Origin of the sequence: Paenibacillus sp. OK076 (assembly GCF_900110055.1) — a bacterium.
Lineage (GTDB): Bacteria > Bacillota > Bacilli > Paenibacillales > Paenibacillaceae > Paenibacillus.
In genome coordinates this window covers 1,543,720-1,555,777 of record NZ_FOCH01000001.1, presented here as the reverse complement: position 1 = coordinate 1,555,777, position 12,058 = coordinate 1,543,720, and the positions used below count along the sequence as shown (strand labels likewise).

Genomic DNA, 12,058 nt, shown 5'->3' with positions numbered 1-12,058 from the left:
TACTACTCTTACTTGTTACCCATTAATTTATTTAATATTTTTGCAGTCTCAACCGAATTTTCAGTCGACATATTTTCCAGCAATTGAGATCGTGTAGCATCGTCGACAGAATTCAAAATGGTCAAGGTTTTGTCCGGACTCAGCTTGTATGTTTCGAGCAACAGCTTGGCTCCACTAGAAGCTGACATGGAAGCAAACGTTTGACTAAGCTGATTTTTATCCAAGTTTTTGGAATTGGTTGTAGACGCCGTTGATGTCGTTGCAGTCTCTTTCTTTAATCGAGATTGCAGTGCATCCAGAGCCAGATCACCGGATGGTTTCGCATCCTTCATCATCATCGTGACATCAGCCGCTGTTTTTGGGTCCATCTTTTCCAGCACCTTGGTCCGTGCAGCCGATTGCATCGCACTCAGAAGCAGTACCATCTCTTCATTCGTCATATTTTGCAAAATCGGCGCGGCTTTACTAGGACTCATCTCTGCATACATCTTCGCCAAATCTTTAATTTGTTTCTGATAATCAGACTCGGTCTCTGGATTCTGCGCAGCGGTTTCAGCAGCTTTTTCCGCATCATCCAATTTCTTTTGCAAATCGCTTGCTTTCTTCGCCTCTGTGGTTGTGGCATCCTTTGCTGCTTTGAGCTCTGTTTCTTTCTCGCTTACTTGTGCCTTCAGCTTATCAATTGTCGCTTCTGCACTCTCGACCTGCTGCTCGCTCTTCTCCAGTTTCTTTTTCTCCGGATCTAGCACAGGATCAGGTACCCAGTCCTTCACGACAGGAATTTTGTTAGCTACTTCAAGCAGGTTGTTGCGAATATCTACATTAAATAGCGTGAGCAAAACACCCAACAAAACCACAGTGAACACAATTGGGATTGAAATCATCAAGAACTTTTCCCAACCGCCGCTCGACTCTTTTTCCATATCTGTGTCTTTAACAGCCATTGTTCATTTTCCTCCTTCACGAGACAACTTCGCGTCCGGCCACATCAATTCGCGCGTCCGGCTTTGGCAGCGAAGCGTACAGTAGCCATCTCGTCCAGATCGTTCTGTTCCCGGAGGAGCATCTCCTGCTGAAATTTGATTTTGGCCTTGTCTCTCGCCCCAAGCCATACTTTTTCGTCCATCATTTTGCCGTTCAGAAACGTCTGATTCCGTTGCACATTGACCTCAGCATGTCTGACATCACTGCTTTTGCGTGAGATGCACTCGTCAAGGTGATGGACATACCGTTGCATCTCCTGCAAGCTGGATACGGAAGCTGAACTTTCCGTAGCGGATTGAATGACATCAATCAGTTCTTTTTTATCATTTAATAGTTGTAAAAGATGCTCTTCCTCCGTCTGAAGTTTCCCGATGGCTGTGGATAACATCCATTCCGCTTGCGTTTTTTCATTGCTTTTCAGGTCAACAACCTTCTGGAAATGATATCGAAATTTCATCGTTTACCCATTCATCTCCTTGCAAATTCAAGAATCAAACGTTCCTGCACTTCACTCAGCGTTACTTTTTCATCAACTTTCTGCCTTGTAAAATTCCAGATGCTATCAATCTGGTCTATGGATTCATCAATGGCAGCATTTGAACCTCTTTGATAAGCCCCAATGTTGATTAAATCCTCAGATTCCTTGTACACAGCCATCAGTCTCTTCATATTATTAACGGCTTCCAGCTGCTCTTCAGGAGCAATATCCTTCATAACCCGGCTAATGCTTGCAAGCACATCAATGGCAGGGAAATGACCTTTGTTCGCGATGGACCGATTCAGTACAATATGACCATCCAATATACCTCTCACCGCATCTGCGATCGGTTCGTTCATATCATCCCCGTCGACAAGGACGGTGTAAAAAGCAGTAATCGAACCTGTGGGTCCAGTCCCTGCTCGCTCAAGCAGCTTGGGCAAACTCGCAAAAACAGAAGGAGTATATCCTCTCATTGCAGGAGGTTCCCCCACAGCAAGTCCCACTTCCCTCTGTGCCATGGCATACCGTGTAACGGAGTCCATCATCAACATGACATTCATGCCTCTATCTCTGAAATACTCCGCAATCGTAGTTGCGATGACCGCACCTTTGATTCGAATCAGAGCAGGTTGATCAGAGGTAGCCACAATAACGACGGATCGTTCCAGTCCTTCCGGACCCAGATCCCGTTCAATAAAGTCACGAACCTCACGGCCCCTCTCCCCCACCAAAGCAATGACATTGACATCTGCCGCTGTATTGCGGGCGATCATACCCATCAACGTACTTTTACCAACACCCGATCCGGCAAAAATGCCGACCCTCTGTCCTTTGCCAACCGTCAACAGACCGTCAATGGCTCTCACACCTACACTCATCGTTTCGAGTACCCGTGGACGGTCCATCGGATTCACAGGCGTGTTGGATGTGGAGTACATTGGCATTCTGGAGGGCAACAAGGAACCATCCAAAGGTTGTCCCAAGCCATCTATTACCTTGCCGAGCAATTCAGATCCAACCTGAACCCCAAGTGGTTTACCCGTTCCGACCACATCACATCCAGGACCAATGGACTGAAGTTCACCGAGCGGCATGAGCAATACTTTGTTATCCCGAAACCCGACAACCTCTGCCTGAAGAGGCTTGGCAGATTTTCCGGGGTAGATGTAACATACATCACCAATGCTAGCATCCGGACCTTCAGACTCAACCATAAGACCAATGACCTGAGTGACCTTACCGTTAATGCGAACGGGATCAAATTGTTTAAGATGTTCCATGTATCGCTGTGAGCTAAGAATCTTCATGTTGATTTTTTCGCCCCTCATCCTCAAGTGCTATGCGGATCAGTTCTTTTTTAATTTCAGCGAGCTGGGTATCAATTCTGGCATCTACACTTCCAAACGACGACCGTATAACACACCCCTTGTCTTTTACCGTAGCGTCAGGCAAAATCTGTAACTCTGCCTGAGAGTCAATTGCCATAGCCAACTCTTCACGTGCAGCCTGCACAAAAGAAAATTGCTCAGGTGCCACACATAAGGTGATCATCCCCTGTTCACGTTTGCGGGACAAACTTTGACGAATCAGTTCAAGCGTGTGTTCCGGTTCAACGGAGAGTTGTTTGTCAATCACCTTCTCAGCGATACCACAGGCGAGATCCACAAGGAAGGGCTCTGCTTCCTGAATAATCAGGTCTTTGGCAACGTAAGCTTCTTCAAGCACTCCACGGGCTTCCTTCATCATCTCTTCGATCTTCACCTGGAGATCCAGTTCGGCCTGTACTTTGCCTTCTTCAAAACCCTGCTGAAAACCTTGTGAACGAAGCGCTTCAGTCAGATGTTCATCCTGCTGACGCTGCTCCTGCCACCAGCTATCAATCTGTTCACGGGCTTCTTGAAGCAATCGCTCCGCTTCCTCCGAAGCTTCACGTACCTGCTTTTCTGCAAACTCCTTGGCATCCTCCAGCATTTCCGCAGTAAGACGTTGTGTTTCTTCGTCCACGCGTGCCTGCAGCATCTCAGCTTCGGAACCTTCAGCACGTTCACCATCTAATTCCGCATCAGACTCCTGTCCACCATAATGATGATGATTTTCGAGTCGTTTGCGGTCATCAACCGGCACATACTGGAAAGATTTAATCAAATTAGACAATGATATCATCTCCTCCACCACGAGCGATAATGATCTCACCAGCTTCTTCCAATCTACGGATCGTTCCTACGATACGGGTCTGAGCTTCCTCAACATCACGCAACCGAACGGGTCCCATGAATTCCATTTCTTCCTTGAACGTCTCGGACATCCGTTTCGACATATTCCGGAATACAGCATCCCGTACTTCTTCGCTTGCCACTTTGAGTGCCAACTGCAAATCGGCGTTGTCGATATCCCGGATAATACGCTGGATCGAACGATCGTCCACATTGACGATATCTTCGAATACAAACATCCGTTTTTTGATTTCTTCTGCGAGTTCTGGATCTTGGATTTCTAGCGAGTCGAGAATAGTACGTTCCGTACCACGGTCGACGCCGTTCAAGATCTGAACGATGGATTCGATACCACCCGCATTTGTATAATCTTGCGTAACAGTAGAAGATAGTTTCTGTTCGAGCACCCGCTCCACTTGAGAAATGACTTCTGGAGAAGTACTGTCCATAACAGCAACCCTACGTGCTACATCGGCTTGTTTCTCTTGTGGTAACGAAGACAAGATCGCTGCTGCCTGCTCAAATTGCAAATACGATAATACCAGAGCAATCGTTTGCGGACTTTCGTTCTGAATAAAGTTCAAGATTTGATTCGGATCGGCCTTACGCGCAAAGTCAAATGGTCTAACTTGCAGCGTAGCCGTCAAACGGTTAATAACTTCGAGTGCTTTTTGCGACCCGAGTGCTTTCTCGAGAATTTCTCTCGCGTACGTAATACCACCTTGAGAAATGTATTCCTGTGCGAGACAGATCTGGTGAAACTCAGACATAATCATATCTTTTTCGGAAGCATCTACTTTGCGAACGTTGGCAATTTCCAACGTCAGTTGTTCGATCTCCTCATCCCGCAAATGTTTGAAGATTTGCGCGGATACTTCCGGACCTAATGTAATCAACAAAATTGCTGCTTTTTGTCTTCCAGTCAGACCTTGACTGCTTGCCTTCGCCAATGCGTTCACCTCTATTCGTCAGCCAGCCACGTACGCAGCAGATTGACGAATTCGTCTGGCTTTTTCTTGGCCAAACTCTCCAATTGTTTGCGCACTTGACTTTCGTTCGTTACACTGTCCAACGTAATGGACGGAAACTCTGTTGCTACCGGAAGAGGAATGTCCTCTTCTTCTATTTCGTTCTGTTTGCGACGACGGCGCACTAACAAAATAACAACCGTTGCAATCAATGCTGCCACCAGTGCTCCTATGCCCCACATCATTCCGGTAGAAAGCTGGAAGCCTGTATTGGTTGCCGCAGCAGTCTGGAAACCTTGAGACATTACCGAAACTTTTTTGGCCAAATCTGCGTCACTTATTACAGTGCCTGAGTCCGCCAATGATGCACGAACAATGTTAACCAAAATATTTTCAATTGCATCGTGAACCGGTGCTTGTATTTCTGTTTGTCCTGCCGGTGGTTCAACCGCGACGTTAATGGTTAAATCTTTTACAGTATATGGACTGGAAATGATATCTTTAACAATTCGGTTGACATCGTAGTTTTTAGTGCTAGATGTTTCTTCAGAGGTTGAATTTCCAGATGCATCCGATGACGGATAACCCGGAACTTCCTCTTGGCCTGTGCCAGCAACACCACCTGTCGGGTTGCTTGCCCCAGTGTAGCTTTTTTGAATCTCTTGCACACTGATCTCGATGCCTTTCATATTATCTACATCGACCGGTGTAACCAGGTTTTCTTTCCGTGTTTCCTTGTCAAAATTAAGCTTGGAAGCAACCAGAACATTAACATTCTCGTCACCCACAATCTGGGAAAGAAATTGTTTCACATTATTGCGAACATCATTTTCGAATTTCTTCTGTAACGCCATGTTCTCTTGGACTTCAGAAGACAATCCCCCGCTACCACCTCGGGCCGTCGGAATCAGTTCCGCTTCATCCGTGTTCGTTATTGTTATGTTTTCAATAGGTAGATTCGGAATGGCTGTCTTGACCAAATTAAAATATCCATCTACCGCAGCCTGATTGGGGTGATAACCCGGTTTAAACTGCAAGGCCACTGATGCTGATGCTTTATCCTGTTCTTCCAGGCCAGCAAAGATATTATCTTTTGGCATATTGACCAGTACTTTAGCATCCTGTATGCCTTGCATCCGTTGAAGCAGCTGCTCCACTTCTCCGTTCAATGCGTTGTTATACTTCACATCGAACTCTTTATCCGTCATCCCGATTGGAGATGATGACTCCTCGAATGACTTATATCCTAATGAACCGTTCTGAATAATTCCTTGTGATCCGATATTTACTTTTGCAATAGCAACATCCGTGCTCGGTACAGATATAGTCTTGCCGTCTGCACTTAATTTGTATGGAATACTGGATGAATCAAGATAACTAATGACGCCTGCGGAGTCACTTGCATTCAAATCCGTGAAAGCAACTTCATATTCCGTCTTTGACAATTGCATGGTTAGTACAACTGCAGCCAAAATTAAAAACAGGAAGGTGGAAATAAATAATACTTTTTGCTTTTTGCTGAAACTATTCCAATACTGGGATGCCTTATCCCTGTACTGGGCAATTCTCTCATTCACTCTGTCACCCCATCCGAAACTTTGCTTGGTCTGTCCTTCCGCAATCTCTATAGGTTCTAAAGTTTAACGGTCAGGAGCAGCATTGCAGCTGCTTGTTGTAGTAATCAGCGCTGTTGTCGAAGCGCATGTAAGCCATTTTATAATTGCGTACGCATAATCTCCTGATATGCTTCGACTACTTTGTTTCGGACTTGAGTCGTAAGTTGAAGACTCAGCAGAGCCTGTTCAGAAGCGATCATCACCTGATCAACGTTCGCTTTTCCAACCAGGAATTGGTTTGACATTTCATGTGCTTGGGTCTCCTGTGCAGCTACAGACCCTAGCGCATTCTGTAGGTATGTACCGAAGCTCTCAATGGTTTCGGCTGGTGTAGATGGTTTACTTTGTGCCGTACTTTGCATCTGAAGCGGTTGAATCCCCTGTGTGCTAAACATGTTGTTCTGAATCATTAATGTCCCTCCCTTTCATCTGTGTTCTTTGATTTTATGAACATTTCCACCTTTAGCCGTTAACTAGGCTCTTCCAATTTCCAATGCCTTGGATATCATCGCTTTGGTTGAGTTCAAAGCTGTGACGTTTGCTTCATATGATCGTGAAGCTGAGATCATATCCACCATTTCTTTCGCGATATCGACGTTAGGCATGTACACGTACCCTTCAGCGTTGGCATCCGGATGTGAAGGATCATAGACCGGTTTCAGTGGCGACTGATCTTCACGAATCTCTGATACTCGAACTCCCTCTCCAGACCCACTGCTTTTCATCTGATTTTGAAGCAAACTGTTGAAGGAAGTCTTGTTGGGCTCAAGTACAACCATCTTGCGCTTGTAAGGAACCGCCTCGCCGTTGGTTACACTCGCGCGCGTCGTCTCTGCGTTGGCAATGTTGGAAGATATAACGTCCATCCGCAAACGCTGAGCTGTTAGAGCCGATGCACTGATACTGAAACTGTTACTGATATTCACCTAAGTTATCTCCCTTCGACTCCAACACGCATCATTTTAATCTGTTCATTCACTTGCTGAATATAAGCGTTGTAACGCAGCTGGTTCTCCGCCAGAAGACTCATCTCTTTGTCTACATCGACGTTGTTCTGGTTGTTATTCATGGAGGTTGACTGGTCCATATTAACTACAGGTGTAGGTATGGAAGAGGAAGGACCTATGACAAAATGCCTTGAATCCGTTACTTTTCCTTTAAGAACAGGCATATCTCCATTCATTTTTTCCTGTAGCATTTCTTCAAAAGCAACGTCCGAACGCTTAAAATATGGGGTGTCCGCATTCGCAATGTTGTCAGCAATCGTTCGTTGTCTAATGTTGGAGGCATCGAGTGCACCTTGTAGCCTTTGAAAACTAATATCATTCAAAAGATTCATAATCGCCCTCCTCTCTTTAGAAATTATGGAAATAGATTCAATCTTTTTCCGTCAGGATGCTTATGTTTTTTCGACAAAAAACATTCGCTTTTACACGGTTTTCTAGGACTTAAGTAGAATTAACTCTGATGTTGTCGTATAACATAAGTTTCTTCGAGATTGGGATATATTACAATAAGAAAAAAGCCCTATCTTTTCTGAAAGACAGAGCTTTTTGTGTATTTTCTGCAAATTATGAATTTTTTCGTAAATGTCGGGGCCCAAAACAAAAATAAGCTTAAGTGCTCGATATGAGCTCTTAAACATTCTTAAAATTTATACTCTGCTTCAACACATTTGAGCACATCATAATAATACATACAAGGGATTCATCGAAAAGCTTCAAACGATTTCCAGTTAGAAATATTTACCGATATAATAAGCTTTCTTATTAATTCATCTACACTCTTTGAACTTCAATGAAATAGATAATTGACAAAATATCGATATTACATTATTTGATTTTACTGAATTTCCCCAACACTTTTTTAACATTTATATCTTGTATGCAGATTTTGATGAAACGATATTTTTTTGTCACATCCGCAATGAAATCCAATTCATATTTTGCACATTTGCGCAAACTCATCTTCTCTTGTTAATTAAACCGATAACCAGACTTGGAAAAAATAAATCCTTTTATTGGCATTTTTAGAACTATAAATTATTAGCTCCCACTATACCAATAATCTTAAATTCATTATATCTGCGGCACAAGTCCTAGATTATCTTTCGTCTTATAACAACTCCATCTCTTTTATCGGTTGTAATCCAGCATTATATTAGGTTATAACAAAAATAAACGGCATACAGATGGGTTCAATAAAGTCTACTACAGTCAGAACCAGGACCGGTTATCCTATATCCCTGTAGTCTTTTAACCTTTATTGATCCATAATGTATACCGTCATTCTACTTCAAATACACTTTGAACAGAGCATTACATCTATGTTACAAGATATATTGACTTAAATCACGATCAAGTGCAATGTCATTCAATTTCTCACGTACATATTCCGGAGTGATTACCATACGCTCCAGCGTAAGCTCTGGTGCTTCAAAAGACAGATCCTCAAGAAGTTTCTCCAGAATAGTATGCAGGCGCCGTGCACCGATATTTTCGGTATTCTGATTCACGGACTCAGCCAGCTTGGCAATCTCACGAATAGCATCATCCGAGAACTCAATCTCAATATTCTCCGTACGCAGCAAATCCACATACTGCTTGGTTAACGCATTTTTAGGTTCCGTGAGGATTGATACAAACTCATCAAGCGTCAGGCTGTTCAGTTCTACACGGATTGGGAAACGCCCCTGGAGCTCTGGAATGAGATCCGAGGGTTTCGCTACGTGAAATGCACCGGCTGCCATAAACAGGATGTAATCCGTTTTGACAGGACCATACTTTGTCATTACCGTAGACCCTTCCACGATTGGCAAAATATCACGCTGTACACCTTCACGGGATACATCGGGGCCGCTACCGCGTCCTTGACTGGCCACTTTATCAATTTCGTCAATGAATATGATACCTGTCTGTTCCGCCCGGCGAATGGACTCCTGAGTAACATCATCCATATCGATCAACTTGCCCGCTTCTTCCTGAATGAGCACTTTGCGGGCTTCCTTAATCGCCAGTTTACGTTTCTTGGTACGACGAGGCAATAAACTGCCAAACATCTCCTGCATGTTCATCCCCATCTGATCGTTCCCTTGACCTGCGAACATGTCCATCATGTTAGGCGCGGTATCTTCCACATCAATCTCGATAACGTCATCTTCCAGTTTGCCAGATAACAAATCAAATTTGATTTTGCGTCGACGCTCAGCCACTCCCGTATCCGGTTCTTGCTCATCGGTTTCTGGCGTGTTGCTGCCATTATTGCCAAAAATCATTTCGAACGGATTCCGCTGATTTTTGGATTTGGATTGTGAAGGGGCCAAAATATGTACAATCCGCTCATTGGCAGCCTCTTCCGCTTTGTCCTTGACCTTTTCAGTACGTTCCAGCTTGACCATCCGCAGCGATGTTTCAATCAAATCACGAATCATAGATTCCACGTCACGGCCAACATAACCCACTTCCGTGAACTTCGTAGCCTCGACCTTGACGAATGGGGCTCCTACCAACTTAGCCAGTCGGCGTGCAATCTCTGTTTTACCGACACCAGTAGGTCCAATCATCAGAATATTTTTAGGTACAATATCATCTTGGGTATGTTCGGGCAAAAGGCTACGGCGATAACGATTGCGAAGGGCGACCGCTACCGATTTTTTAGCCTGTTTTTGACCTACAATGTACTTATCAAGCTCTGTAACGATTTGTCTTGGCGTTAATGCTTGAGTATTCATATAGCTTCCCTCCTACCAGTATGCGAACCTTGTTTATGCGATAGAATGTTATAAATTTTACCTACAAGGACAAAGAATCTCCACGAAGTAACTGGAGCCGATTTAATCATCATGCCCCATAACGGGAGATTGCTTTCCTTACAACTCTTCAACAATGATATTATTGTTGGTATATACACATAACTCTGAAGCAATCTGGAGTGATTCACGAGCAATGTCTTTTGCTTCCAAATCCACCGCATGACGTTTTAACGCACGTGCAGCAGATAGGGCGAAGTTTCCTCCTGAACCAATGGCAATAACATCATCATCCGGCTCGATAATTTCGCCCCCACCCGAAATCAGCAGCATACCCGTTTTATCCATAACAATAAGGAGTGCCTCCAATTTGCGCAAGATCCGATCCTGCCGCCAATCCTTGGCAAGCTCTACAGCTGCGCGCTGCAGATTACCATGGTGCTCCTCCAGCTTGCCTTCGAATTTCTCAAACAAGGTAATGGCATCCGCTACGGAACCGGCAAAACCGGCTACAACCTGCCCACGATATAAACGTCTTACCTTTTTGGCTGTATTTTTCATCACAACACTTTGCCCCATGGTTACCTGACCATCACCGGCAATGGCTGCTTTGCCATTATGACGAACTGCACAGATCGTTGTAGCATGAAATGACATATCCATGATATCAGCCTCCTCCCACGATTAATTTACACGCGTTCCGGAACGGTTAGACCTTCTGCTGCTGCAAAACGGGCAATGCCATCCAGTGCACGCTGCGCAAGTGCTTCATTTTTTTCCTTTTTGTTGCGTATTTTAGTTTCCAGCTTTGGCAGCAATCCGAAGTTTGCGTTCATGGGCTGGAAGTGTTTGAAATCAGCTGTTGTAATATACTGTGCCATACTGCCCAGCGTGGTCTCCACAGGCAATACCACCAGTTCCTGCCCAAGCGCTGCTTTGGCCGCATTCATACCCGCGATTAAACCGGATGCCGCAGATTCAACATACCCTTCTACTCCCGTCATTTGACCTGCAAAGAACAGGTTCGGACGCTCTTTGAACTGATACGTTGGACGAAGCAGTTTAGGAGAATTGATAAATGTATTACGGTGCATTACGCCATAACGGACGAATTCCGCATTTTCAAGTCCTGGGATCAAAGAAAATACACGCTTTTGTTCTCCCCATTTCAGATGCGTCTGGAATCCTACCAGATTGTACAGTGTTCCTGCCGCATTGTCCTGTCTAAGCTGAACAACAGCATGAGGCAGTTCTCCAGTATGCGGATTGACAAGTCCTACAGGTTTCATTGGGCCAAACAAAGCTGTTTGTTTACCACGTTTCATCATGACTTCAATTGGCATACAGCCTTCGAAATAAATTTCTTTCTCAAACTCTTTCAGTTGAGCCACTTCCGCTGTGATCAATGCTTCATAGAACACATCGAATTCCTCTTCTGTCATCGGACAGTTCAAGTATGCTGCTTCGCCTTTATCATAACGTGAAGCCAGATAAACTTTATTCATATCAATGGAATCTTTTTCGATAATTGGCGCAGCCGCATCATAGAAGTAAAAGTATTCTTCACCCATAAGTGCCTTGATTTGCTCGGACAATGCGGGTGAAGTCAAAGGCCCCGTTGCAACTACAACGATTCCGTCTTCAGGCAAAGAAGTCAACTCTTCATTGACAACTTCGATGAGTGGATGCTGATGAAGCGTAGATGTGATCTCACCTGAGAATCCGTCCCGGTCCACTGCAAGTGCTCCACCTGCCGGAACGGCATGACGGTCTGCTGCACCCAAGACCAGAGAATTAAGCATTCTCATTTCTTCCTTCAATACACCGACTGCGTTGGTCAACCCATTGGCACGAAGCGAGTTGCTGCACACCAGTTCTGCAAATTTATCTGTATGGTGAGCCGGCGTTTTCACAACCGGTCTCATCTCGTATAGTTTTACGCGCACACCACGACTTGCGATCTGCCAAGCTGCTTCTGTTCCTGCGAGCCCGGCACCAATAACGGTTACTTGTTGTTCATTCGTCAAAATCATTTACCCCCATTAAGC

At 44.7% G+C, this 12,058-nt stretch carries 12 protein-coding genes; all 12 read right to left on the bottom strand.

Annotation, left to right across the window (positions count from 1 at the left end):
- Positions 1-8: 8 nt before the first annotated feature.
- The gene (locus BMY78_RS07055) at positions 9-944 is read right to left on the bottom strand and encodes a MotE family protein (RefSeq protein WP_090895967.1); all 936 of its coding nucleotides are present in this window, start codon (positions 942-944) and stop codon (positions 9-11) included.
- A gap of 44 nt (positions 945-988) precedes the next feature.
- Positions 989-1,441: a flagellar export protein FliJ gene (fliJ, locus tag BMY78_RS07050; RefSeq protein WP_090895964.1), complete on the bottom strand. Its 453-nt coding sequence runs from the start codon at positions 1,439-1,441 to the stop codon at positions 989-991.
- Between the two features lie 11 nt (positions 1,442-1,452).
- Entirely contained in the window at positions 1,453-2,772 is a 1,320-nt protein-coding gene (fliI, locus tag BMY78_RS07045) for a flagellar protein export ATPase FliI (protein ID WP_090895961.1), read from the bottom strand.
- Positions 2,759-3,619: a FliH/SctL family protein gene (locus BMY78_RS07040; protein ID WP_090895959.1), complete on the bottom strand. Its 861-nt coding sequence runs from the start codon at positions 3,617-3,619 to the stop codon at positions 2,759-2,761. Before BMY78_RS07040 ends, fliI begins: the two co-directional genes overlap by 14 nt.
- The gene (fliG, locus tag BMY78_RS07035) at positions 3,612-4,628 is read right to left on the bottom strand and encodes a flagellar motor switch protein FliG (RefSeq protein ID WP_053783792.1); all 1,017 of its coding nucleotides are present in this window, start codon (positions 4,626-4,628) and stop codon (positions 3,612-3,614) included. Before fliG ends, BMY78_RS07040 begins: the two co-directional genes overlap by 8 nt.
- 11 nt (positions 4,629-4,639) lie before the next feature.
- Entirely contained in the window at positions 4,640-6,223 is a 1,584-nt protein-coding gene (fliF, locus tag BMY78_RS07030) for a flagellar basal-body MS-ring/collar protein FliF (protein ID WP_090895957.1), read from the bottom strand.
- Positions 6,224-6,360: 137 nt separating this feature from the next.
- Complete coding sequence (gene fliE, locus BMY78_RS07025) at positions 6,361-6,672, bottom strand: flagellar hook-basal body complex protein FliE (protein WP_090895954.1); 312 nt, start codon at positions 6,670-6,672, stop codon at positions 6,361-6,363.
- Between the two features lie 63 nt (positions 6,673-6,735).
- The gene (flgC, locus tag BMY78_RS07020) at positions 6,736-7,188 is read right to left on the bottom strand and encodes a flagellar basal body rod protein FlgC (RefSeq protein WP_090895951.1); all 453 of its coding nucleotides are present in this window, start codon (positions 7,186-7,188) and stop codon (positions 6,736-6,738) included.
- 5 nt (positions 7,189-7,193) lie between these two features.
- Positions 7,194-7,601, bottom strand: coding sequence for a flagellar basal body rod protein FlgB (flgB, locus tag BMY78_RS07015; RefSeq protein ID WP_090895949.1), 408 nt, complete (start codon positions 7,599-7,601; stop codon positions 7,194-7,196).
- Positions 7,602-8,591: 990 nt separating this feature from the next.
- On the bottom strand, positions 8,592-9,992 hold the full coding sequence (hslU, locus tag BMY78_RS07010) for an ATP-dependent protease ATPase subunit HslU (RefSeq protein WP_090895946.1): 1,401 nt from the start codon (positions 9,990-9,992) through the stop codon (positions 8,592-8,594).
- 138 nt (positions 9,993-10,130) lie between these two features.
- Positions 10,131-10,673, bottom strand: coding sequence for an ATP-dependent protease subunit HslV (gene hslV, locus BMY78_RS07005; RefSeq protein WP_024630205.1), 543 nt, complete (start codon positions 10,671-10,673; stop codon positions 10,131-10,133).
- Between the two features lie 26 nt (positions 10,674-10,699).
- Positions 10,700-12,043, bottom strand: a complete 1,344-nt coding sequence (gene trmFO / locus BMY78_RS07000) for an FADH(2)-oxidizing methylenetetrahydrofolate--tRNA-(uracil(54)-C(5))-methyltransferase TrmFO (RefSeq protein WP_371121177.1) — start codon at positions 12,041-12,043, stop codon at positions 10,700-10,702.
- Positions 12,044-12,058: the final 15 nt, after the last annotated feature.

What these genes read in the sequence shown, in the direction of transcription:
- hslU (WP_090895946.1), bottom strand. Translation starts at nt 9,992, where the DNA reads ATGAATACTCAAGCATTAACGCCAAGACAAATCGTTACAGAGCTTGAT.
- fliE (WP_090895954.1), bottom strand. Translation starts at nt 6,672, where the DNA reads ATGATTCAGAACAACATGTTTAGCACACAGGGGATTCAACCGCTTCAG.
- fliJ (WP_090895964.1), bottom strand. Translation starts at nt 1,441, where the DNA reads ATGAAATTTCGATATCATTTCCAGAAGGTTGTTGACCTGAAAAGCAAT.
- flgB (WP_090895949.1), bottom strand. Translation starts at nt 7,601, where the DNA reads ATGAATCTTTTGAATGATATTAGTTTTCAAAGGCTACAAGGTGCACTC.
- hslV (WP_024630205.1), bottom strand. Translation starts at nt 10,673, where the DNA reads ATGGATATGTCATTTCATGCTACAACGATCTGTGCAGTTCGTCATAAT.
- trmFO (WP_371121177.1), bottom strand. Translation starts at nt 12,043, where the DNA reads ATGATTTTGACGAATGAACAACAAGTAACCGTTATTGGTGCCGGGCTC.
- fliI (WP_090895961.1), bottom strand. Translation starts at nt 2,772, where the DNA reads ATGAAGATTCTTAGCTCACAGCGATACATGGAACATCTTAAACAATTT.
- BMY78_RS07055 (WP_090895967.1), bottom strand. Translation starts at nt 944, where the DNA reads ATGGCTGTTAAAGACACAGATATGGAAAAAGAGTCGAGCGGCGGTTGG.